Source organism: Anaerolactibacter massiliensis (assembly GCF_900290205.1).
GTDB classification, from domain to species: Bacteria; Bacillota_I; Bacilli_A; order Erysipelotrichales; family Erysipelotrichaceae; genus Bulleidia; species Bulleidia intestinalis.
This window is the reverse complement of the sequence record NZ_OLMH01000003.1, coordinates 73844-97492: the sequence shown is the minus strand read 5'-3', so window position 1 is coordinate 97492 and position 23649 is coordinate 73844. Positions and strand designations below refer to the sequence as shown.

Here is a 23649-nt window from a genome sequence, read left to right as displayed (position 1 = left end):
ACAGCGGAAATTATAGCGGAAAAGTTGCTGGAACTGTTACGCCGTTATGCTGCGTGCACAAGAAATGTACAGATGAAGACAGAATTTGCAATTTTGAATCGGATCGTGCCTCCGTTTTCTTCTATGATATGCTTTACACTCTTCACACCATATCCATGTCCGGGTGAATGTTTACGGGATACCAGATCCGGATTCTCAGTATCTTCCCGCTCTGTAACGGAGTTCCGTATCTCAAAACGGTAGTATTCATTGATAGGCTGTATGACAATGGAGATCTTCTTCCTTCCCTCACAGTATCAGCCAAAGTATCATTCTGATACTATGGTTCATTGAGCCAATCTATTAACGCTCTCTCCAAAGCTAATAATCTTACACTCAGTCAGCATTCTTCATCCTTGCTGACGCACAGTATTCGCGTTCAGGAAGCGCTGGTATTCTTCAGCGTATTTCCTGGATTGCTCAACCAGCTCAGCATTATATTTATTCCTCAGGGCATCCATTTCGTTGGTATGCTGTGCAGCCATTTGCTGAATCTGATTTTGAAGAGAATCTAATTTGTTTCTCTGTTCTGCCACTCTGCTCTCAAGCTCCATGCGAAGCGCATGTTCACTCTCAAATAATTTTGAAGATGCTGATAGCTCTTCAATCTGCTGTTTCAGCGCAGCAATTTCCTGAGCTTGCTTGGCCTTTGCTTTCTCCTCAGAAACTTTGTTTTCTGCCAGGAGGGCAACATATTTATAGAGAATGGTAGACATCAGATCCTGTACCGTCTGGATATCTTCTGCATGTTCTTTATAGAGCGTTTTATTCTCATTCAGCCGGAAGTTTTCAATCATCGCATTAAGCAGTGTCCCCTGTTCCATTCCCGACTCCCGAGCTATCTTCCGGAATTCCGATGCCGTCGCTTCATCTACCTTCATAGCCATGGACAGCATTTTCTGCTTTTTACCGCTTGTCTTATCTACAAGGTCCTTATTTTCTGCCTCTGTCATGATCAAATGCCTCCATATTTCTAGTATTAATAATACCAGTTTTTCAAATATATATATTCATGAAGATAGCTTATTTGTACAATTATTTCGATATTTTAAATGAATAATTATAGTATAACTAATTAATACCAAAATAAAACTAGAAAAAATGTCTCGCAACTTTTAAGATATGAGACAATGATATATAATTAAAATGCTGAAAAAGGCTTAATAATAGGCTGTTTTCCGCCTTTTGCAGCACTGTAGAGCCTCAAACATTGCTATTTTCGTGGTTTCTGGCAGAGAAAATAGAAATCATCACATAATTCCAACTTCTTAAAGCATGTTGTTACCGATCGGAGGATATTCACAATGTTATATGGTTATGCTCGCGTTTCCACTGCTGGTCAGGCAGCGAAAGGAAATTCACTTGAAGATCAGCTTGAACTGCTGAAGAATGCTGGATGTTCAGAAAGCAATATCTTCCTAGAATCATATACCGGGACAAAAATGGAACGCCCGGTGTTTAATTCGCTTTTGGGCAAGCTTCAGACTGGAGATACTCTTGTTGTCACTAAGCTGGATCGCTTTGCAAGAAATGCAGATGACGGAGGAAAACAGATTAAGGATTTACTGGATCGTGGGATCAGCGTGCATGTTCTCAATATGGGATTGATAGATAATACGCCGATGGGAAAGCTGATCATGCATGTCGTCTTGGCGTTTGCTGAATTCGAACGAGATATGATAGTTGAAAGAACACAGGCAGGAAAAGCAATCGCGCGTCAGAAGCCTGGTTACCATGAAGGAAGAAATTCAAAGTATGGTAAGAAGGAAATTGAAGCAATTAGAAGCGGCGCTTCTTGGGAAGATCTCGGGATGTCTCGAAGCACATGGTACAGGCTTAAAGGAAAGATAGACACAGAAGAAAGGAATGTATGAGAAATGCGGCCAAATACCTGCTGATCTAAATAACAGCATTCAGTCAACTACCCCGCCTAAGTCCTAGCGGACTATAGACGGGGCTTGGAAAGGCTACTACAGCTTTTCGAGCTTGGTTGATTAGCCTAAGTGCTTCGGGCACTACGTTGCTGCTGTGCTACGTCTGGATGCTCCACAAGTCCAGACCTCTTGGGATCTGCTGCTAAAAACCTCTGAGAGGTAGGAGGCGTACAGCAGATGCATTCGACCAGCGGACAACATTGGCGAAGTGGACCACCGTTACTGCGATCTTCGTGATCGTAAGTGCGAGATGCTGCAGGTCTATACGACTGCAGAAAGCGTAAGCTGCCCTTAACGGGGCACAAAGAAAGCGGCTAAGCCGCAGAAAGGAGGCATCAGAGAATGTCTGTTGCAGTACTATCGAGCACCGGTCAGAAGCTGATGCCGACTTCAAACTACAGAGCACGAAAGCTCTTGAAGAGCGGACGTGCTGCGATTGAATGCTATCGTCCGATTTTCACGATCCGGTTAACCGACCGGGAGGAGGGGAAAACACAGCCGATTGAGTATGCATGTGATACAGGCTATCAGCATGTCGGCGTATCCATCAAGTCTGAAAAGCACGAATTTGTCCATGCACAGTACGACATGCTGAGCAATGAGACAGAGCGGCATAACGATCGCCGCAAGTATCGTCGTACAAGACGGAATCGCAAGCGGTACCGGAAACCTCGGTTTGACAACCGGTCCAGAAAGAACCAGGAGATGGCGCCTTCCCTGCGGCATCGCAAGGAGAACCAGATCAACCTGTTCGAATCGTTCTGCAAAGTTATGCCGATCACCTCAGCGACATTCGAGATGGGAAAGTTCGACACCCAGCTTCTGCAGGCAATTGCAGACGGTAAGCCGCTCCCGGAAGGGAAGGACTATCAGCAGGGATCGAAATATCTGTTTCAGACCGAACGGGAAGCAGTGTTCAGCAGGGATCACTACACCTGTCAGGTGTGTGGTAAATCTGTCAAAGATGGCGTGATTCTGCATACGCATCACATCGGATTCTGGAAGGAATATCGATCCAATCGGATCAGCAATTTACTTACGGTCTGTGAGCATTGCCATACAGCAAAGAACCACAAGCCGGGCGGTGCACTCTGGGGTCTGGAGCCGCAGAGCACCAATCTGGCCGCAGCAACCTATATGAGCACCGTGCGCTGGGCGATATATCGGGAACTGGTGCTGAAGCACCAAGAGATTGATATCCATAACCAGTATGGTGCCAAGACCTCTGTAACCAGAAAGTCGCTGCATCTTGCAAAGACGCATGCGAACGATGCTTACTGCATTGGATCTTTGCATCCAAGGCATCGGACAGCAGAGCTTATCTATCAGAAGAAGCGCCGCAACAACCGGATTCTTGCGAAGTTCTACGATGCAAAATACATCGATATCCGGGATGGCGCCAAGAAGTCCGGCGCTGTGCTCTCATGTGGACGGACAAATCGCAGGGAAAGCAGACGCTCGGACAAGAATCAGCGCATCTATCGAGGAAATAAGTGCTCTTCCGGACGCACATCAGTTCGGAAGAAGCGTTATTCATATCAGCCTGGGGATGCGATTCTGTTTCGGTCTCAGCGTTTCACTGTCAATGGTGCTCATTGCAATGGAACCCGCGTAATTCTAAATACCGGAAAATCAGTCAAGATGGCAGATTTGACCTGCATTAAAATGGAAGGAGGATGGTGCTTCCTCCCCGCCCAAGCTTAACAGCTATGGACGGGGTATCCGCGCCTATAACATGAAATAGGGACAAGGGTCTTCCTGGCGGAAGACTCCACTGCTTTCTAAAGTGTAAAACACAATCAAAGTGGGGTGCCAATCTTACTTGGGTCATCCATATCCTTTGTCATAAATGCGAGCGTCCAATTGGTTGTGTGCAATTCCGAATCTTTGAATCTTTTTGCAAGTTTATCCATCGATATTATTCGTCACAGTAAAAAAGGCCAGCCTTCAAATTGGCTGACCATTCCTGTTACTAATCTATTATTGATTTAATTTTCATCTGCTGTCCCTTACAACTCTTGAAACAAGATTTCCAAGTTCCTGCGGAAGTCTGCTGAGATCCGTGAGGTCCATCGTGTGTTTCCCATAGATGTTTCGAATCCGCTCCACGTTTCCGTCTATCACTGCACCGAAGATTGTGACCTTCCGCCTGCTATACTCCTTGGCCACTGCTGCAGCATCCGCTTCATATTCCAGCTCCGGATGAAAGCTTGTTTCCGTCGGCAGCCCGTCTGAAATTACAATCAGGATCTTCTGTGTTTCCGGCCGCTTCAGGAGTTTCTCGCAGCCATATGCAATTGCCGCACCGTCGCGGTTTCTCGCATCGCTGCTGACTCCGCCGAGCCGATAGCGGTCCTTCTTGTCTGGCTCCTCAAAATCGTGATACACGTCCAGCTGGCAGGTTCCGCGGCTGTCGCGATGTCCGTAGATCATGTGTGCCACCTGCATGTCACTCAGGATTTCATTCAGCAGGACCGCGGTCTTCCGCGCAGCTGTAAGCTTTCCGCCAAAGTCCATGGATCCCGACTCATCGATGCAGAGCGCAAATGCGCACTTCGGCTTTCCGATCGGCAGCCTGTTCCGCGTGAAGCAGTTTCCGCCACCCAGGCATGCATTCCTGGCATACGACGGTGCGCTGAACCGTCCCGTCATGTATCCTTTCGCCGGTCCTGATTCCTCGCGTTCCTTCAGGATGCGCCTCAGCATGCGGATCGAAGGCTCCGACCACTGCCGCACTTCCTCGTGATCATCCAGATAGTTCTGGATGTCCTGCTCGCTGGGCTCCGGTTTCCGGCTTACTTCATAGCACCAGCCCGCATTCTCCAGTCCGTGCTCATGCAGTGCTTTCATGCGGATGGCCTCAGCCTCCCGCCTCAGATGTTCCGCATGCATGTTCTCAGCTGCGCTTTCCGCATCCGCCTTGATCATCTGGTTCATCGCAGCATTCAGTTCCCGAACCGCGGCTTCCTGTTCTGATGCATTCCGTGCAGCATCTTCGCGCGCAGCTTCTGCTGCTTCGGCTGTCTGGGCGGCTGCGGATCGCCCAGGAGTTCCGGATGGTCCCGATGCTTCAGAGCTTTCAGAATTCAGAATTCCTGCCTGCTGCAGAGTGCTGCTGTCCGGGGACCCATCTCCTTTCGGTTCTGCGGACATCGCCTGATTCATCGCGGAAGAGATGCTGCTTAACAGTTCCGCAAGCGCAGCTTCTGAGGATGGCTGACCTGATCCGGCAGCAGTTCCTGCAGATTCCCGGGCGCAGTTTCCTGGACAGAGACCTGCTTCACCAGTTGTCGAGGATGCTAATGATGCCTGGCCGTCCGCAGGTGATCCTGCACGCATGCGGCCAGGATTCCCGGAGGAAGCTCCCTCCTGCTCTCTGGATGATCCTTCGGATGGTGTTCCGGATTGTCCTTTAGACGCTGGGCCGGATGATTCTCCGGATTTCATTCCAGAGGAGTTCCCGGAAGACCCTTTACTTCTGTTTCCGTGTTCCCCCTCTTCCGCGTTTTCCCCAGTACGTTCTCCCTGGCTTTCAGTTCCTGCGCTGCCAGCGCTATGCCCCATCGGCTCCTCAACCTCCGGGATCACGGGATACAGCACGCACAGCAGTTCCAGGATCAGCCTCATGCGTTCTCCTCCGTTCTGCTCCCAGCGCAATGCTTCCGTATACGGGCGACATGCTTCAAGCAGGTTGTGGAGATGATCGTACAGTTCCTCCGTTTCATTGTCTTCCAGTGCTTCCCCGGTGCTTTTCTCCGGGTAATGCATCGCATCCAGGAGCATGCAGTTCATCACTGTGCTGATGAAGGGCACATCACCCCGCTTCACGCCTGCAAGCATGTCTTCCACGGCTGCGGATTTTTCAAACAGCTGATCATCCATCACATGGATCCCCGCGGCAAACACGCCTGGAAACAGCACGTAGCCGTAATTTTCGATGAATCCGTCTTCATGAATGTTGATCAGTTCCTTACAGATGGAAGCACAGAGCTTCCGCTTCAGAGGCTTCTGCCTGAGATCTTCCAGCACCTGTTCTGCATCCGGGTTCTTCGGTGTTTCATACCACGAAGCCTGGAGAATTCCGTTCACGCATCCCTTCATCGCCGAAAAATCACTCAGCAGGATGTGGAGGCATTCATGAACAATGTGCCCGATGATGCTGTAGTGCTGCAGCATCCGCGTCGAAAGATCACGGATCAGCGGTCCTCTCGTGTTGACGTGAACCGTGTGTCCTTCCGTCCACGCAGTACGATCGGTTCCGCGCTCTGCAAAGCATTCCAGTTCCACGCGTCCCTTCGGTGCTTTCTTCCCAAGCGCTGTCGTCACATACTGCCTTAGGAAGCGGAAATAGTATTCGCTGGAGAAGAACTGTTCATCTTTTTCCAGTTCGGTCTTCTTTTCCGCAATCGCTCTGCGGATTTCTGCTTCATATCCCATTTCTGTTTTTCTCCTTCTTTAAAAACGGAGCAGGATTTTCTCACCTGCCCCGTCTTTCTTCTAGTCGCCCGGTCGGAAGTACGCTTCCAGGCATGACATGAACTCAGCTTTCAGATCCGGATCATTGGAAGTCTTGGAAATGAACAGATTTCTTCCGTTTCCGAAGACGTCTCCATTGATCAGATTGGCCGCTGCCCAGTCTTCCAGCGCGCGCACATCGATTGCTCCATCCGAGACTGCTTTCTCGAAGGCATATTCCCTGCACTTGCTGTAGGTCTTCACCATCAGCTGCAGCTTCGGAAAGTTCTGATAGCCGGTCACATTAGCAATGCGCTTTACGAGCTCGTCCTCGCTGATCCGTTCCAGATCGATCGGCGTGAACCGCGACAGCACGGACTGATTCAGCCCGGTGCATCCTTCGCAGTCCACGTTCGTCGTCATGATGATTACTGCATCCTTGTTTCTCTGAATGTATTCCCCATCGACAAGATGCACGCTGCTGCAGCTGTCAAACATCGAATTCAGTGCTGCAAGCACACCCGGCCTGGTCAGCACCGTTGGTTCCTGGATCTCACAGACCCAGCCGTTTCGAAATGCCTGAACCAGTGTGGAATACACTTTTTCAAAGCCGCCCGAGGCTCCTTCATCCGCCTCTGCAAATGCCTTTAGAATCGCCTCCTGGCAATCTCTGCCGGAAGCGTCCTTCTTCGGTTCCCCGCTGATCCGTTCATAGGATCCTTCCGGATCAAGCAGGATCTCTTCCGGGGACGGCATGTTTTCCGCAAAGTCATGAAAGTCCATCGAGAAATGCTTCTTTCCGCTCACATCGGGAATGATGTTCAGCGTCAGATCCAGCTTCTCCGTGTCCGTGGAGCACTCAAACGTGACCAGAGGCTTATGAATCGCTGCAGCAAAGATCCTGCACCAGATCGTCTTTCCTGTTCCCGGCTCGCCCCGCAGAATGAAATTGCGGAACGGATGCCTGGAATGATAGGAAGCCTTGTAGAGATTTGCCGCATATTCCAGCTTGTCCGGGATCACGTAGTCCTCCGGGATCACCGGAATCAGCGATTCCTCCTCTCTGGTATAGATGCGTTCCGGATCCGGGTCATATTTCCCGGCAAGCGAAGCGGCAGACGCCTTCTTCTTTCCCGGCACCTCGATCTCCTGAAGACGCTCGTCCATGAACCTGCTCATGTCGCCATGGATGGTGTCCTCCGCAAATTCATACTTCTCTGAAAGATCGAGAAGCGGAATCTCATCAAGGTTGATCCGATTCATCGAAAACACGTTCACCCGGTCGATGTAGCGTGCATTATCCGGATCGTTCTTCTTCAGAAGCCTCCGGACGTCTGCATTCAGCATCGCCAGGCTTGCGTAGTCCGGAGCTTCATGCAGAAGCGCTGAACTGAACGCGTCAGCCAGCTTGAACTGCGCCGACTGCTGCTCATTGCTCCAGGAAGGATCAGTGCGGTACACGGAAGCAATCGTGAGGCCGTACAGAAGCGCCGCGGTAGATCTGCGCTTCTTGTCCAAGCGATCGCCGAGAATATACCGTTCGCCTGCCTTGAAGCGGTCCACGCAGACTGCCGATACGCTCCCGTCACTGGCAAATTTCATCAGAATATGCGGAAATTCCCGGTAGTCCTTCCGATCCGGCTGGTACGCAGAGGCCGGTCCGTCCCAGTAATCCACCAGGACGCTGCCGTCTGAAGTCACTGCCCAGCCGCCAAGACCCTTGAGTTCAGGATCATGGAGGAACGCAAAGGCACAGGACTCGCCTTTCATGACGCCCCAAACCGGATGAATCGCGGAAAGGTGCGTCCCGAGCGCTGTGCTCTCACTTCCGGCAATCGATCTCCTGATGAGATCCGGATTATAGTCTCTGACTTCCCGGACTTCATCGAGAGAAAAGACGCTGATCGGTTCATTCTGGCTCTGAGTGAGGACCAGGCGGTTGTACAGTTCAATCATCTGGATCCTCTCTGACGGATACGGACAATCACATCTGCATCCCCCTTCTCTGAGGAATAGTGCCAGACGACTGCCGGAACGCCATCCTGGCTGATGCACTGACTGAGCACTTCAAGATCAGTCCCTTCCGGTACACCGATCTCCAGATTGCCAAGCGGGATCTGAAGACGCCCGGCATAGGTCTGTACCGTCGCGGTATCAAAAAGATCCGTCACCGCATCCGCAAACCGGTTCAGCCCTGTATTGCGCCACCAGGCTTCTGTCATAGATTCATGTGTTCTCTTCATAAGTTCTTCTCCAGTTTCATATCGTTCTCAAATCGATTTCTGCATAATGCCAGTGATCCGCCGTCCATGCATGTGCAGCGGATTTTCTGGTTTTCAAAGCTATAAAGAAAGGGAACAGCGTGTGTTTCTGTTCCCTCTTCAGGTTCTGAATGATTCTTCTGAGCGCAGGATCCCTGCACCTTTTCAGAAAGGACAATCATCATTCTCAAAGCCCGACGGATACGCCGGATAAGGATCTTTGGCTCCTGTGCTGCGGCCGGAATCTCCCGGATGTGAAGACGGTGCTTCCTGTTCCGGATTCGAGCTGAAGCCTCTCCAGCCGCCGCTTTCCGCAGAGCTCTGATCACGCGCTCCGGAGCTTCCTGCAGAAGAAGCAGAGCCGGGGTAAGGCTGATAGCCTCCGCTTCGCTTTCCTTCATAGGATCGGCCGCGGTCAGGTACATTCGCTGCTTCTGCACTGACAGGACGCTGTGAATTGGGACCGGCCTCACTGCCTGATGCCTGCTGGTCCGTGCGCGGTCTCTTTGTTTCCAGGAACCGGATGCTGTCGCACACCACTTCAGTCACATAAATGGTTCTTCCTTCCGAAGACTTGTAGGTCCTTGTCTGGATGTGACCATGGACTGCGAGAAGCGATCCTTTTGCCGTGTAGTTTGCAAGCGCCTCAGCTCTTGCGCCGAATGCCGCACAGCTGATGAAGTCCGCGGTCGGAGCAGAATTCTGCTGCCCTTCCGACCGGTGCTTCGGTACATCCCGATCCACCGCAAGGGTAAAGCTTGCCGCCGCCTGTCCCCCTTCATGCGTCGGCTTTCTGACTTCTACATCTCTCGTGATTCTTCCAATCAGCTGAACGTTGTTTGCTGCACCCATAACTGCTGCCCCTCCTTAAGGCATCGATGCGTAACCCGGAAAGTTTCCGATACTTCTGACATTCCGGAAAACACAAAAAAGATACCCTTCTTCAGCAGAATCCTGCGTGACAGAGCTTCCATGAAGTTCAGCCCGAACCGGGCGATCAGATCACGCGCATTCCATTCAGGAAACGCGGAGCTTCATCGGAACGCATCTGCAGAAAGCAGAGCCTTTAAAGAGTATCTTTATCAATTAGAATGATAACACGAAATATTATTTATTTGTATGATTGCATCATGATCTGAATATCTTCAGATCGGTAAAATCAATTGCATCATCCTGATGCTGGTGATAGCTCCAGAAGTCAGGATTGTTCACCAGGGACGTGATATGCTGTCTCATGATCTCCGCATCCTCTTCCCCCGGAAGAGCGGCGAAGCGCCTGATAAACTCCAAGCAGGATTGCAATGGAAGAAAGGACCAGATCAGATGCAGTGGCATCTTCCCCTGCTTCGCAGGTTAATGCTTCCTGCCCGGCTGCTGGGCTGAATTCAAAGGAAATGATTCTGTCGGGATCTTCAGCATTTCCACCCTTTTCTGTTTTCTGCCCGCTGGTCTTATGAATCACCCCAGAATCGCTGATAATGTATTTAATCGGCACTTGATTCACCTCACATGCATAATAGTATAGTTGTATTGCATATTTCTTTGCAACTATATTTATGCTTATGGGTGCTGCTTATCAATTCTTAACTTCTTCAGTGAAATTCTATCTCTGGCCAGCCAAGATTCTTTATTGAGGCGCTTTTTTGACAATTGCAACTGAGAATCCGCTTTTCTGCGGTGAGTCAATCATCTTGGCATCAGCCGCACTGTCTGTCACTAATAATTCTACTTCTTCAGAAGTACAGAATTGACAAAGAATTTTTCCCAAGCGCACTGGAATATATGACCAGCACTGTATTTTTTGCCTGGAGAGCCACATTTCAACGGATCTTAGCCTTAAATAAAGCATTAGTCTTTCAAACTCATGCCCTATATACAATGCTTTGAATTTCCTCTTGCTAATGTAACTGGATTATCGAAACTGTTGTTGTTTGGTAATCTTATTCAATTATGTTAAAGTTCGGATTTTCTATACACTATCCTTAGATTTTTCCAAACACTTCTTCAATATAGTCACATTGTAAAGGGAACAAATTCTTGATTATTGATTTGAACTATCATTCAGGTCTAAAGCATAGCTTGCTGCATTTTCCCCGGCAAGTTTGCCAAATACGAGATCTGTCGGGACTGGGTTAGCTCCGTACATCCCGTCCCCCCCCCGCACATTCACCTGCTGAATAAAGACCTTTAAGAACAGTTCCATCTTCTTTTAATGCCTCTGTATTTGTATTGATCTTTATTCCTCCAAATGTTCCCTGCATTGCCGGCGTAAGTTTTACAGCATAATATGGTCCGCTGGAAAGATCATCTTGAAATATCGTTCTTCCGAATTCATTCTAGTTCTTCACCATTTGAAGCAATTACATTCTTATACCATTCGAAACTCTCCTTTTTCTTTCGTGAATAATCTCCTTTGCCATCATCTTTTTTATCTACATAGATAAAGCCATATCGCTTAGCCATTTCCCCTGTAGATGCGCTGATCAGGTCTATGCATCCCCATGGCGTATAGCCTATCAGATCTACACCATCATCCACAGCTTTCTTCATTTCTCTGATATGTTCACGCAGATAATCAATCCGATAGCTGTCATGAATCTTACCATCCTTTGCGAGAACATCACGCGCACCGAGTCCGTTTTCCACAACCATCACAGGTATCTGATAACGGTCATAGATCTCATTCAATGACCAGCGCAATCCTTTCGGATCAATCTGCCAACCCCATTCGCTTGCTTTTAAGTAAGGATTCTTTACTCCTGAAATCACATTCCCACCGATTGTTTCAGCATTCTTTTCTGTTGTGACGCAATTAGACATGTAATAGCTGAGCGTATAAAAATCTACCGTCCCATCCTTCAAAATCTCTTCATCGTCCGGAGACATTGAAATATTGATGCCATTCTTTTCAAAATACCTGCGAACATAGGAAGGATAACAGCCTCTGACCATAACATCACCGCAGAACCAGTTTAAGATACGCATCTCCTCCTGGCATTTCAGAAGGTCATCAGGATTGCATGTTAATGGATATCTGGTCAGAAAACAGATCATATTCCCAATTCTGAACTGCGGATACTTTTCGTGTGCAATCTTTACAGCTGTTGCACTTGCAACAAATTGGTGATGAAGTGCCTGGAAGCGGATCTGAGGTTCATCAGATACTGTAGAAAAATTTCCGTTATATCCTTTAACAGTCCCCAATGACAATGCAGCACCAAAACGCTGTGTTCCGCTGTTAATTTCATTAAACGTCAGCCAGTACTTCACTTTATTCTGAAAACGTTCAAAAATCACTTCGCAGTATTTCACAAAAAGACCTATGAGTTCGCGACTGTACCACCCATTATATTTTCTGATCAGCTCATAAGGCATCTCATAATGTGAAATGGTAATAAGCGGCTCAATTCCATGCTTTCTGCATTCCTCAATTACATTGTCATAAAACTGCAAACCTTTTTCATTCGGTGTTTCTTCAAGTCCAGTCGGAAATATCCTTGTCCATGCAATTGAAAATCTGAATACCTTAAATCCCATTTCCGCAAATAATGAAATATCTTCTTTGTAATGATGGTAAAAATCAATTGCATCATGACTTGGGTAGATTGATCCCTCTTCAATCTGTTCTGTAATTCTTCTTGGAATGCTGTTTGTTCCTGTAGTCACATGGTCTGCAACTGAATCACCTTTCCCATCGAGATTCCATGCACCTTCGCACTGGTTGGCTGCAATTGCTCCGCCCCAAAGAAAATCTTTTCTGAATCCTGCCATTATCTCCTCACTTTCCATCTGACTGAAAGAAGGACAGTAGATTCTGCCCTTCTTCTGTTCAGACTATTCGGTTCTCAATCCCGCCATCGTTCCTTCAAGGTTTGCTTCCTGAATGAGGCGAACCGAACTTGCATCTCCCACAACAAATGTTTCCTCTGTAATTCCAAAGAATGAATTTGCAAGGTCAGTCTTGGGAGCCATTCCGCTCGCTACGATCACATCATCATATGGAAGCTCAAGAATCTCATCACCTTTGCGGACCACGACCGCATCGGGTCTCACTTCCTGACATACAGATCCTGTATACAGGTCCAGATTTTCAAGGCGATCCATATGCTGCTTCATTGATACTCTGTAAAGCATATTTCCATTCGCCGCAATGGTATCCGTCATCTCAATGATTGATACCTTCTTGCCATCAACTTCAGCAGCACCAAGTGCGATTTCGCTTCCGATGGAACCCCCGCCGATAATGACTAGTCTTTCTCCCAGACTGTCATAATCACTAATTGCACTGAGGCAGTCATGCACATGCGGAAGATCAAGGCCTTTGACCGGCGGGTTCTTCGGTGTCGACCCGACCGCAACAATCAGATAGTCTGGATTCAGTCCCTTCACCATCTCCGGGGTTGCTTCAGTATTAAGTCTGACATCAATTCCTGATTCATCTACCTGATTCAGCAGCCATCGATAATATGCCTGCATATCCTCTTTAAAATGCTCTCGGATGATAAAACGGATCATTCCACCAAGCTCTGCTTCTTTTTCAATCAGGATGACATGATTTCCTTTCTTATCTGCCGCAAGAGCAGCGCTGATTCCAGCAGGGCCGCCTCCAATTACAACAACATTCTTGGCAACAACATTTCTAACAATCTCAGAGTTCTTCGGAATGTATGCATGATGATGGAATCGAGGATTAACAGTACATCCGATGTTTCGATAAGCAGTCGAAATGTGATAGCACTGCAGGCATCTCACGCAGGGACGAATCTGATCGGATCTGCCTGTTCTGGCTTTCTCAACCCATTCCGGATCTGCAAGAAGTGAGCGACCCATTGCGATCAGATCTGCTTTGCCCTCAGACAGGATCTTTTCTGCTGCTTCCGGCGTTTCAATACCGCCGACTACTCCTACGACCAGATCAGGATATGTTTTCTTGACTTCGCCTGCATACTCGACATTAATTTCATGCGGTTCGAAAATTGTTGTGCACATCGTGACATTTCCGTTATAGCCAAAGCCCTTATCAAGGCCGCAACTAATCTGAACAGCATCGATGTACTTCCTGGCCATCCCGATAAAAGCAAGTGTGTCTTCAAACTTAATTGAACCTTCCACATGCTCTACCGCTGATATCCTCATATCAATCGGGAATCTCGGGCCAACTGCTTTCCGGACCGCCTGAAGTATCATAAGCGGGAATTTTTCCCTATTTTCAAGCGAACCGCCATATTCATCAGTCCTGTGGTTATGAAGCGGAGAAAGGAATTGAGCAGGGAGCCATCCATGCGCAAAATGCAGGAAAATAATGTCGAATCCGAGCATCATCGCGTCTCTTGCTGCCTTTGCATAAGCATCACAGACGACCTGCATGTCATTTTCATCCATCTGCTTGATCGGATAGCCCTCATCATTTGTTCCGTCACACGGTCCAAATACATAATCGCCATCATATGCACGTGCCTGATTGCCACAGTGAATGATTTCAATACCTGCTTTCATGCCTCGCTCATGTGCTTTGATGATCCAGTCATGCAGACCATCTACCTTTTTCCGGCTGAATGCATAGTCTTCCGGGCTCCAGAAGGAATTAGGAGCATCAACTGCTATACTTCCCTTGATCACATATGCAGGGCCTTTCAGTTCGCTGATATCATTCATTCCCAGCGGTGTCGATACAACGCGATTCCTGAGAACCATATTATTAATCTTCAGAGGGCTGAAGAGCATCGGATAATAACTGTTCATTGATAAACTCCCTTCTTGAAATGCGACAGGAACCCGAGTAAGGTTCCTGTCAGTAAATGAGTGCTGTTACTTAGATATTACTTTGCTTCGATTCGTTTTGTTGTAAGCATGGATACTGCGCAGCTCACAGCAATGGACACCACAATTGCAGTGATATAGATCGGAAACTTCGGAATTGTAAGATATGCGCCGAAGGAAAGAATTCCTGAGAAAGCAAACTGGATAGTCGGAACATCGAATAAGCCAATGATAAGACCGCCGGCTGCGCCGCCCACAATCAGAGAAATCAGATAACGTTTATTCGTCATGACAATACCGTATAGGCCTGGCTCAGTAATACCGGACAACGCATCTACGAAAGCTGCAGAACCAGCAACCTGTCTCTTCTTAGCATTCTTTGATGCAAACAGAACACCAAGGCAGACCCCAAGAAGCGCATAGTTTCCCATTCCACCAGCAGAAAGTCCATATTCATAGCCCTGTTCCGCAAGAACTGCTAGCTGAATAGGGATAACAGACCAATGAAGTCCAAGCATAATGATAACGATGAAGAATGCTCCGAACAGTACGCATCCGATCAGCGGATAAATGAACAGTGCCTTATATGCTGCAGAAATTGCTGTTGCCAGAACACCGGAAATCGGACCAATCACCATGATTGTCAACGGAACCATGATTGCAAGGCAGAGTAACGGGACAAATGTGAACTGTACCACCTGAGGAAGAACCTTTTTCAGTCCTTTTTCCAGATGACTCATTACCCAAACTGCAAGGAGAATCGGAATGAATGTCCCAGAGAAAGACGCTGCAGTAAAGTTAATCCCGAACATCTGAACCTGTGTTCCCGACACAATCATATTTGCAAGGTTCGGATAAACAAGGGATGCGCCAAGAACTGCAGAAACATATGGGTTGCATTTGAAATGCTTTCCTGCGGTAAATCCGAGCAGAATCGGGAAGAAATAGAATACCGAGTTTGCCGCCGCGTAGAATGCCTGATAAGTAAGGCCCTCGCTGTTCATGACTCCCATGCTTGCAAGAAGAGAAATAATTCCGCCGATAATTCCGGCAGTAGCAAGGATCGGAATATATGGAGACATGACTTCAGAAATCATTGTCATGAAACGGTCGATCAGACTCTTCTTTGCTTCAGGTTCTTCCGCATCGGAGAAATCTGTTCCACCATCAGCTACGCCCGCCTTTACTACTTCATCAAACACTTCTCCGACATCAGTGCCAATCAGGACCTGATACTGGCCGCCGCTGTTCTGAACTCCGAGTACACCCGGAATCTTCTTGATTTCTTCTGTTTCCGCTTTTTTCGCGTCTTTCAGCTGGAACCGAAGACGTGTTGCGCAGTGAATAACCTGGTCGATATTCTCAAGTCCGCCAAGATCTGAAACGATAGTTTCGGCTAGATTTTTGTAATCTTTCGCCATAATTGTGTCCTCCTTTTACCACTATAGGTTTCCCCGGAACCTGCATGGCTGTTTCGGCAGCTGTTCGGGGTGCTGCCTACGCTTGAAGGATAACGGAAAGGATAGCGTTTTCAAAATATCACTTTTTCGCTTGGTTATATCTTTCTGATATATGCTATTGGTGAGGTAAAAAATATGGACATCAATTATGAACATTTGAAAACCTTCGCCAAGGTTGCAGAATATAAAAGCTTTACTCAGGCGGCTATCGAATTAGGAACAAGTCAGCCAGCAGTTACACGACTGATCGGATCCCTTGAGAATCAGTTTGGCTGCAAGCTCTTTTTCCGAGACAAGCACAGTGTCACTCTTACCCCAGAAGGCAATCAGCTTTATATGCATGTATCAGTCGCGGTAGAGCAGCTTGAAAAAGGGATCTCTACCGTAGCTGAATTTTCAAACATGGAAAAAGGGCATCTGAACATCAGTGCGAATGAAATCGGACTCCGTGGCTCTCTGGATGACCTGCTCGGACAGTTTCACGAAAAGTATCCGAATATTATGATCTCCCTTGAGAACATGCCTTCACAGGAATCACTTAAAGAATTAAGTCAGGGGATTATGGACTTTGCATTCATTACTTCTACAGTTGAACTGCATAAACCATTCCGGCAGGTAATCTGCAAATCGTTCCATGATATTCCCGTCATCGGTTCAGAATTCAAAATAAAAAATCAGAGTTTTCAGACCTTGAATGATCTGCAGAGGGTTCCCTATATCTGTATGAGCAAAGGGCATAACACATATGATTTATATGAAGATATTTAAATGTTCCAGCCGCTGGGCTGCAAAGTTCGCTGAGTTCCGGGACAAGGATTCCATTCAGGTGAAGCTATATGACCTGAAAACACAGGACTATAAGACCCGGACAATGCGGATGCGAAATTTCAAAACCGGTCCTGAGAGGCACGAACGGACTTTATACCGTGAATTTTGATTTGCAGGAATTTTAAAGGAGGAGGGCTGCCATGTACAAAGTAAGTGAACAGTATAAAGAAGCCATGCAGCGGCCTGTCCAGAGTTATCGGATGCGGGGAACCATCGGAAACACGGTATTTGATGATTCCCACATCCTTTCGGGCTCGTTTTCCATTACAAACCAGTGCTCGGATGAGACGCAGGTCCTAATCGGTCAGGTGTATATCGCAGAGCTTAAAATAACGCTTCTAGGCATGGAGGATGAGCGCTATTCCTTAAAGGATGCTGGTATCCGTCCATTCTTCGGAATGCGTCTTGCGGATGGAAGCTATGAGGACATTCCGCTTGGCGTGTTTACCATCTCGGAAGCGAACTGGGGAAACAGCGGAGTTGAAATCACAGCCTATGACAACATGTCAAAGCTTGACCGGAGTTTTTCCGCATCGACGCTGACGGGGACCGCCTACCGGCTCGCCTCTATCGCCTGCCGCTCCTGCGATCTGGAACTTGGCACTTCTGCAGAGGAGTTTGCTTCCTTTGCAAACGGAAATATGACCTTCAGTCTCTATACTGACAACAACATCGAGAGCTGGAGAACCTTCCTCTCGTGGGTTGCGCAGGCTGTGGCCTGTAACGTTTTTGCAGACCGTGAAGGAAAGATCATCTTTCGTCCCTACGATCAGATTCCGGTCGATACGATTGATGCGGCTCATCGGTTTACCGGCTGTACCTTCGGCGATTATGTGACAAGGTACACCGGACTTTCCTGCGTGGATATCGCTGCTCAGGAAACAAAATACTACGGAGAAGATACTGATGATGCCCTGACCTATAACCTTGGCGAGAATCCCTTCCTGCAGAACGGTGATGTAGACGTTATGCGGAAAAGCATCCTCACAGCTCTTGGCAGTATTCAGTATGTGCCGTTCAAGGCTGAAATGATCGGGAACCCTGCCTATGACCTTATGGATGTTTTCCGATTCACAGGTGGACATGCAGATGATAACCGGCTTTTCTGTATGACGAAGTTCGTGTTCTCCTACAACCAGAAATATGAAATGTCTGGCGTCGGGAAGAATCCGGCTCTCATTACCAGAAACAGTAAGAGCGATAAGGACATCTCTGGCCTTGTTGATGAAGTGAATTCGATTACGAGTTCTATCAACAGCCTGCTCTACGATTACAATACCGGGACATTATCCTTTAGCCAGTCTGAACGAATCGCCGGATGTATCTCCTACTACATCTCCAAGGAAGCAGATGTCGAGGGACATTTTCTCATTCATTACCGGACGGACCAGTCCACAACGATGATCGTCCGAGTCTACGATACGACTGTTGAAGAGCTCTATTCTCCTCTGATTTATGACCTTCCTGCCGGTGATGGCACCATCGGAATCCCTCACTCCTACCTTCATCGAGTGTCCGGAAATCATGAGGCGCTTATCACTGTTCAGTGCACAATCGGCACGATTGAAGTTCAGCCAAGAGGTATCTTTTTTACCATTAACGCTGGAAACTTCGCAGAGGCTGTTGATGAAATCGGCATGGACATTCGTGATATTTCCATGCGGCAGCTATCCGAATCAGACGGTCCAGATCAGATCTGGTGTGCCGGAATCGAGAACGGGAAACTTCTCATCAGCCGCCGGGAATACAAGTCCTCTTCAAAAAGTGTCATTAAATGGGAAGGTGTCTATACACCCGGAGAAGCGCTGGATGCTGCCATTGAGTTTGATGGATCCTGGGTTCTTCGGACCGGAGCCGAGAAGTTCACGATTGAAACAGATGATCAGCCGTGGATCTTCTGGATTACGGATGAAACGACAAGAACCCTTTATGCCCAGAAAGGTGACGATGAAACGACAAGATTTGTCGCCGCAGAAGGTGTGAAATCCGTTCATGCCTGCAAAGGCTACAGTTCGGAAATGTATCCGGAACAGGATCAGGGACTGGTTCTTCTCTATGTAAAGACGGACGGCTCTGTCTTTTATCGTCAGTACACGCTGAATACCGAAACCAAGACGAAGATCTGGTCCAATGAAACAGAGATCGGGAAAGGAACGGAATGGCTGGAAGCCAATGTGCATCGTCTCAATGACTATCGCCTAAGCTTTGAACTGACGAGCGCTTCCGAAAATCACTGGATGATCACCGGACGAACTTATGTCGGCCAGTCCATCTATCCGGAGAATGCAGACTTTAATGACAACAATAAGATCGGCATCAGCATGTTCCGTAATGGCGATGCGATTGATTTTACTGGCAAGGCCGTGCTCTTTGACGACCCGGTTGCTCCGGAGAAAGTTTTCCGTATCCGGTATCCGTATGATATCAAAGCCTTTGATTCTTCCTATAGAAGTGCCGTCACAGTGACATTGAACGGCAAAGAGCTCTCTGGCAATAGCTATACCTTAAGTCTCGATGGTACGGATCTCGTGATTACCACGAAAGATGAAGTGGCGGCTACAAGAGCCAAGGAAGCTGTATTGCAAGTTGATATTTCTGCAGAAGATACACCCTTTTACCTGTCGAACGGAAATGGTGTAAACCGTCTTTTACTCTATGACCAGGGCTTCAGCTGGACCATTGAGAGAAATATCACTGTTAAGAATATTGAAATCGAAGAAACGGTAGGAATTCACATTGCCGCAACTTCTGTTATCACAACCCATCAGGTTCAGAATCAGGCAAGCATCCAGCCAGATGAAGGAACCCTTCACGCAGCCATGACTTCTTCCTTTATCACAAGACAGGTAAAGGAAACAAAAATGGCCGTCTCCGATGAGGGAGAGCTTAAAGCTTCCGTCACCGCAGAGATCAAGACTTACATGACGAGCGACGCACCGATCTAAGGAGGATAAGATGGATAGTAAATGTAAGATCCGTTTTCAAAACGAATATACCGTCACCGTAGAGCGGTGCGGCAAGAAAAAAGAATACCACTTCGGAAATGTGGTTCTCTCGAACATGCTGAACGTGAGCTTCAACTTCACCGGAGTCCGTCTTGGCTCCGGCACGGGAACTCCGGCCAGCTCAGATACTGACGTATTTACAAAGCTCTGGGATATCACCTGCACAAAGACCGTTTCGCTTGATGAAGAGAAACAGGCTGCCATCCATACGCTGGTCGGCGAAGTTCCTCCGGATACTGACCATGTCGGAACCATCACGGAGCTTGGCGTTCTGGTAAGCTCAACGGTTGTCACCCATGCTCTCATCAAGGACGCCGAAAGCAACCCGATCACGATTGAAAAGGATGATCTCACCCGCGTGATCGTAACTGCCAGAATTACCATGACACTCTCTGCATCCAGTCCTTGGATCGCAGTGCCTGTCCGCCACACTCAGCTTTACATGAAAAAAGCAAAGGATGACGAGGGACAGAAAACAGAAAGAGGCTGGGGCGATCTTGGATCGCTGTTTCTGGAGCTCTGCACGAACAGCAATGCGGCTATCGGCGACGGCGAAATGACAAGCACCTATTCGTACATCGGCACGAGTTATGGCAGCTACTATTGCACGAACTCCTGCTACGGCTACGGAAAAGCGCAGAGCAGCAATTCCTATGCAGACAGCAAACGGACAGCTAAGTTTGACTTCCGTGCGCCTGCAACACTGCTTGATTATCCGGTGTACTTCAATACCATCTTGATCGGTGGCGTCTGCTATGCAGAACTTCCCAATTCCGAGCTTGTGCCGAATTATACGATCACCGGATATCCGGTGGGTACCGGCGACGGAACAACGAAAGATTTTCTCTGCCCGTTCAGTTATTTTGTGAAGGACACGGATTCTATTACCGTGGGTGGCAATACTCTAACTCGTGGCGTAGATTACACGGTTATCAATGACAACAGCCATGAAATGCTGCAGGAGCTGACACCTTTTGCAAGAGCCAAAGCGTCCGGCGGCAACCGGGAGAAAAACCGGTCCGGAGTCGGCCTCTTCACAAGGCCCCTCTACAAGTGGCCTTCCAACTATCCGACGGATTTCGGAAACACCAATGGCTGGTATTCCAATTACAAGGATTCGGAATTTGTCTCCCGGATCTATAAGGGCAACCCAGTGATCTTTGATCTGGGTGATTCTTATGAACTCAATAAGTTTAGACTCCCCGCTTCCTTTACGGCGGCAACTTTCACGTTAAGTGTTTCTACCGACGGAGAGACTTATACAGAAGTTTTCTCAGAAGCAAAGGCCGCAAACATGGTTCTGGAAAAGGACTTCGATGCGACGGGACGTTACTGGAAACTGGAAACCACAGCAGATACATCGACGGTGGATTTCAGTGCAGATCCGGCAGCGGTTCCTTTCCTTGGCAAGGTTCAGGACGGATACATTCACTTCAAGGAGGCTCCGGCAAGCGGAGCTGCGATCACAATGAATGTTACGATGGATCGCCCGTTCAAGACAGGAGAAACAGTCATCGATTACTCAGCGACTCTTGAAATTACAGTCTGACAGAAAGGAGGAGATGTGTTCATGGCACTTACCTTTGATAAGACGATCAATCTGACAGCGTATGACAAGAACCCATCTCCGAAGTTTGTCCGGCAGCTATCCATCATTCATGAGGCTACTGACGGAGAGCTGGTCCAGTACTATGTTCTCCCCTTCTCTATGACCGAAGAGGATAAAAACACTCACGCAATCGGAATCTACGATGAAGAAAACAAATCGTGGTCCTATACAGACTACGACGAAGTGCAGTGGAATACTCCGGGACAGAGAATTGCAGGAAACCGTCTGGAGAGGCTTGGCGTGAAGACGTTTCCGGATGTTGGAGCCATTGCCTTTTATAAGATCGCTTTTCGTGACATCTCAAGAATTGTCGCGCCTGTAAATCCCAAAAATGAAAAGACCGATGCTCCAAAACTTTCTGCTGTCCAGAACAGTGATGGCACGATTACTTTCACAATCACGCCTCCGGAAAAGACGGAATATCGCTGCTATCGTCTTGTGATGATGGACGGCGCTTTCTCCGTGGATCATATCAGCTATGATCTGACATTTGCCGTGGATCCTCCGATTGTCTCGGGAACCTATGACTGTTTCTGCATCGGATTTCCGGATGAAGGCCAGTACTGCTCCAAGGACAGCAACGTGATCCGGCTTTCCATCACTGGAAAAGAAAGCACTTATGAGGAGCCCTATTATTCCAAGGATGATCTGGATGATTTGAAGATAAGGCTTGCTGATACTTACTCGAAGAAGGAAATCGACGATGCGCTTGCTGCTCTCAACGCAAAGCTCGAAGACGGAGACATAGGGGAATATTAATGAAGAAGCTATATACCGAAGAAAACATACAGCTCATCGCCGATGCCATCCGGGAAAAGAACGGTGAGACCAGAAAATATAAGGTGTCAGAAATGCCGGCTGCTATTCTTACTCTCCCGACGGATGGCTCGGAAGGCGCCGGTGGTAAGAACTACGTATTCATTACGGATTCCAAAGAGACTGTGATTTCTGAGTTTCCGCACGACATCAGCACTGTCTGGCTCCTCTCCGATACCATCCTGTCACCGGATATTGAGCTGAAAGATATCGACTGCTCTGTGGTATCGGCGGTTTCCTATGTGAACCGGCTGATGTTAAAACTCACAATCGATACCAGCCAGGTGAAAAAAGGAGAGGAATTTTCTATCCGCATAAACAGCGATGGATATCTGAACCACAACGGAAACTCCATCCGGCGAAAGCTCCCGATCATCAATACGCTGGATCTTTTTGATAACACCGATCTGGGCAGAAATACCATAACCAATACCTATTCCGATGAGGGAACCTGCAGCATTACCACTTCAAAATTCGGTATCATTCAGTTTCCGAATCTACAGGCGACGCTTTCAAAGGCAAGATCGCTGTACACTTCCTGCTCAGTTACCGGTAACTGCCTATTTAATGCCGGCGGCTGTACGCTCGGTATCAACCAGAGAGATAACGGCTACAAAACAATCAGCCTTCAGGAGGTCCCTGTAGATGATGCCATTTCATCCACGAGAATCACATGGGACGGCTACATGCCCTATAGCCAGAACGAATCCAACCGTGGAATGTGGGACCTGTATTTCCTTGGCAACGGCGATTTTTATATCCGGATTGCATCACTCGGCACAAACGGCAGCGGATCATACCAGATCAACGGGAATAGCTTCACGAATCCCGGCGCTGGTGGATATGTCTCGTTTTACCGGAAAGATTACTATGGAACGAAGTTTGATATCGTAACTGAGAAATACGATATTTCAAAGCATCACTCCGGGGCTGACGAGGTTCTGAAAAGCATCAGCTTAACCGATGTCCTCGCTGATGTAGATGGCCTTTCCTACATCTTGAAGAGTGATGTAGATGATCAGACCTATACCGTCGGGAACGAAAACTTCTCGTGGCCGCTGGCTGGTAAGACTTACACCACGTTCTACGTCAGCACGAACTCGTGGATCGGAGTCACTGGTTCCGGTTCAGAAGAGGTCAAGGTAAACCGAAAAGACGCCAAGGCGCATCTCCTCTCACACGGGAACTACAAGCTGACTGATATCGGCATCACCTGCTACAAGATTCGATGGGAAGGATATCAATACTACAGTGGCAGTTCCTCTGTGAATCAGATCTGGGAGCTTTATCTTTTTGAAAATGGTGATGCCATGATTCGGATGGAGAAGAAATCGACCTCGGATGGCACGTTTTCTTTCTTTGGCACGACCTTCTCCGTAAACGAAGGAGAATGCGTCTCTTTTTATCGGACCGGTGAATCGACCGGCAAGTTTACGGCTGCAACAGAAGTCTATGACATTGCAAAGCATGTGTCATGAAGGA

Annotated in this window: 18 protein-coding genes and 1 pseudogene; 7 read left to right on the top strand and 12 right to left on the bottom strand. The window is 48.0% G+C overall.

Annotated elements, in window-relative coordinates; all coding sequences use genetic code 11:
• Positions 1–44 precede the first annotated feature (44 nt).
• Complete coding sequence (locus tag C7E00_RS16815) at positions 45–275, bottom strand: GHKL domain-containing protein (RefSeq protein ID WP_105305056.1); 231 nt, start codon at positions 273–275, stop codon at positions 45–47.
• 114 nt (positions 276–389) lie between these two features.
• Positions 390–836, bottom strand: a complete 447-nt coding sequence (locus tag C7E00_RS14535; protein ID WP_135358251.1) for a hypothetical protein — start codon at positions 834–836, stop codon at positions 390–392.
• A 507-nt stretch (positions 837–1343) separates the two neighbouring features.
• Here C7E00_RS14535 and C7E00_RS14530 point away from each other — a divergent pair.
• Entirely contained in the window at positions 1344–1913 is a 570-nt protein-coding gene (locus tag C7E00_RS14530) for a recombinase family protein (protein WP_105305054.1), read from the top strand.
• 402 nt (positions 1914–2315) lie between these two features.
• A complete protein-coding gene (gene iscB, locus C7E00_RS14525) occupies positions 2316–3677 on the top strand; it encodes an RNA-guided endonuclease IscB (RefSeq protein ID WP_105305053.1) in 1362 nt (453 codons plus the stop codon).
• Positions 3678–3968: 291 nt separating this feature from the next.
• Here the strand turns inward: iscB and C7E00_RS14520 are convergent, their stop codons facing one another.
• The 10 genes and pseudogenes from C7E00_RS14520 to C7E00_RS14475 form a co-directional block, all read right to left on the bottom strand.
• A complete protein-coding gene (locus tag C7E00_RS14520) occupies positions 3969–6410 on the bottom strand; it encodes a cobaltochelatase CobT-related protein (RefSeq protein WP_105305052.1) in 2442 nt (813 codons plus the stop codon).
• A 60-nt stretch (positions 6411–6470) separates the two neighbouring features.
• Positions 6471–8384 carry an AAA family ATPase gene (locus C7E00_RS14515; protein ID WP_105305051.1) on the bottom strand — a complete coding sequence of 638 codons (1914 nt, stop codon included), beginning with the start codon at positions 8382–8384 and terminating at the stop codon, positions 6471–6473.
• Positions 8381–8671 carry a hypothetical protein gene (locus C7E00_RS14510; RefSeq protein ID WP_105305050.1) on the bottom strand — a complete coding sequence of 97 codons (291 nt, stop codon included), beginning with the start codon at positions 8669–8671 and terminating at the stop codon, positions 8381–8383. The genes C7E00_RS14515 and C7E00_RS14510 overlap by 4 nt, the downstream gene beginning before the upstream one ends.
• Before the next feature lie 183 nt (positions 8672–8854).
• A complete protein-coding gene (locus tag C7E00_RS14500) occupies positions 8855–9541 on the bottom strand; it encodes a single-stranded DNA-binding protein (RefSeq protein ID WP_105305048.1) in 687 nt (228 codons plus the stop codon).
• Positions 9542–9887: 346 nt separating this feature from the next.
• Positions 9888–10184 carry a hypothetical protein gene (locus tag C7E00_RS14495; RefSeq protein WP_105305047.1) on the bottom strand — a complete coding sequence of 99 codons (297 nt, stop codon included), beginning with the start codon at positions 10182–10184 and terminating at the stop codon, positions 9888–9890.
• A 546-nt stretch (positions 10185–10730) separates the two neighbouring features.
• Positions 10731–10892 carry a hypothetical protein gene (locus C7E00_RS16295; protein WP_167836630.1) on the bottom strand — a complete coding sequence of 54 codons (162 nt, stop codon included), beginning with the start codon at positions 10890–10892 and terminating at the stop codon, positions 10731–10733.
• A 7-nt stretch (positions 10893–10899) separates the two neighbouring features.
• Positions 10900–10950: pseudogene (locus C7E00_RS16810) on the bottom strand (hypothetical protein); the annotation flags it as partial.
• A 70-nt stretch (positions 10951–11020) separates the two neighbouring features.
• Positions 11021–12460, bottom strand: a complete 1440-nt coding sequence (locus C7E00_RS14485) for a 6-phospho-beta-glucosidase (RefSeq protein WP_105305045.1) — start codon at positions 12458–12460, stop codon at positions 11021–11023.
• A gap of 63 nt (positions 12461–12523) precedes the next feature.
• Complete coding sequence (locus C7E00_RS14480; protein WP_105305044.1) at positions 12524–14431, bottom strand: oxidoreductase; 1908 nt, start codon at positions 14429–14431, stop codon at positions 12524–12526.
• Between the two features lie 77 nt (positions 14432–14508).
• On the bottom strand, positions 14509–15870 hold the full coding sequence (locus C7E00_RS14475) for a PTS transporter subunit EIIC (protein ID WP_105305043.1): 1362 nt from the start codon (positions 15868–15870) through the stop codon (positions 14509–14511).
• A gap of 174 nt (positions 15871–16044) precedes the next feature.
• On the opposite strand from C7E00_RS14475, the gene C7E00_RS14470 reads away from it, so the two are divergent.
• From C7E00_RS14470 to C7E00_RS14445, 5 genes are all read left to right on the top strand, one after another.
• Complete coding sequence (locus C7E00_RS14470; protein ID WP_105305042.1) at positions 16045–16677, top strand: LysR family transcriptional regulator; 633 nt, start codon at positions 16045–16047, stop codon at positions 16675–16677.
• A 200-nt stretch (positions 16678–16877) separates the two neighbouring features.
• On the top strand, positions 16878–19682 hold the full coding sequence (locus tag C7E00_RS14460; protein WP_105305040.1) for a hypothetical protein: 2805 nt from the start codon (positions 16878–16880) through the stop codon (positions 19680–19682).
• A 10-nt stretch (positions 19683–19692) separates the two neighbouring features.
• Entirely contained in the window at positions 19693–21291 is a 1599-nt protein-coding gene (locus C7E00_RS14455; RefSeq protein WP_105305039.1) for a discoidin domain-containing protein, read from the top strand.
• A 21-nt stretch (positions 21292–21312) separates the two neighbouring features.
• Positions 21313–22110: a hypothetical protein gene (locus tag C7E00_RS14450; protein WP_105305038.1), complete on the top strand. Its 798-nt coding sequence runs from the start codon at positions 21313–21315 to the stop codon at positions 22108–22110.
• The gene (locus C7E00_RS14445) at positions 22110–23645 is read left to right on the top strand and encodes a hypothetical protein (protein ID WP_105305037.1); all 1536 of its coding nucleotides are present in this window, start codon (positions 22110–22112) and stop codon (positions 23643–23645) included. Before C7E00_RS14450 ends, C7E00_RS14445 begins: the two co-directional genes overlap by 1 nt.
• Positions 23646–23649: the final 4 nt, after the last annotated feature.

Excerpts from the sequence above, each read along its gene's own strand:
- C7E00_RS14475 (WP_105305043.1), bottom strand. The coding sequence starts at position 15,870 with ATGGCGAAAGATTACAAAAATCTAGCCGAAACTATCGTTTCAGATCTT.
- C7E00_RS14515 (WP_105305051.1), bottom strand. The coding sequence starts at position 8,384 with ATGATTGAACTGTACAACCGCCTGGTCCTCACTCAGAGCCAGAATGAA.
- C7E00_RS14530 (WP_105305054.1), top strand. The coding sequence starts at position 1,344 with ATGTTATATGGTTATGCTCGCGTTTCCACTGCTGGTCAGGCAGCGAAA.
- C7E00_RS14445 (WP_105305037.1), top strand. The coding sequence starts at position 22,110 with ATGAAGAAGCTATATACCGAAGAAAACATACAGCTCATCGCCGATGCC.
- C7E00_RS14520 (WP_105305052.1), bottom strand. The coding sequence starts at position 6,410 with ATGGGATATGAAGCAGAAATCCGCAGAGCGATTGCGGAAAAGAAGACC.
- C7E00_RS14500 (WP_105305048.1), bottom strand. The coding sequence starts at position 9,541 with ATGGGTGCAGCAAACAACGTTCAGCTGATTGGAAGAATCACGAGAGAT.
- C7E00_RS14510 (WP_105305050.1), bottom strand. The coding sequence starts at position 8,671 with ATGAAGAGAACACATGAATCTATGACAGAAGCCTGGTGGCGCAATACA.
- C7E00_RS14485 (WP_105305045.1), bottom strand. The coding sequence starts at position 12,460 with ATGGCAGGATTCAGAAAAGATTTTCTTTGGGGCGGAGCAATTGCAGCC.
- C7E00_RS14455 (WP_105305039.1), top strand. The coding sequence starts at position 19,693 with ATGGATAGTAAATGTAAGATCCGTTTTCAAAACGAATATACCGTCACC.
- C7E00_RS14480 (WP_105305044.1), bottom strand. The coding sequence starts at position 14,431 with ATGAACAGTTATTATCCGATGCTCTTCAGCCCTCTGAAGATTAATAAT.
- C7E00_RS14450 (WP_105305038.1), top strand. The coding sequence starts at position 21,313 with ATGGCACTTACCTTTGATAAGACGATCAATCTGACAGCGTATGACAAG.
- C7E00_RS14535 (WP_135358251.1), bottom strand. The coding sequence starts at position 836 with ATGATTGAAAACTTCCGGCTGAATGAGAATAAAACGCTCTATAAAGAA.
- C7E00_RS14460 (WP_105305040.1), top strand. The coding sequence starts at position 16,878 with ATGTACAAAGTAAGTGAACAGTATAAAGAAGCCATGCAGCGGCCTGTC.
- C7E00_RS16295 (WP_167836630.1), bottom strand. The coding sequence starts at position 10,892 with ATGGAACTGTTCTTAAAGGTCTTTATTCAGCAGGTGAATGTGCGGGGG.
- C7E00_RS14470 (WP_105305042.1), top strand. The coding sequence starts at position 16,045 with ATGGACATCAATTATGAACATTTGAAAACCTTCGCCAAGGTTGCAGAA.
- iscB (WP_105305053.1), top strand. The coding sequence starts at position 2,316 with ATGTCTGTTGCAGTACTATCGAGCACCGGTCAGAAGCTGATGCCGACT.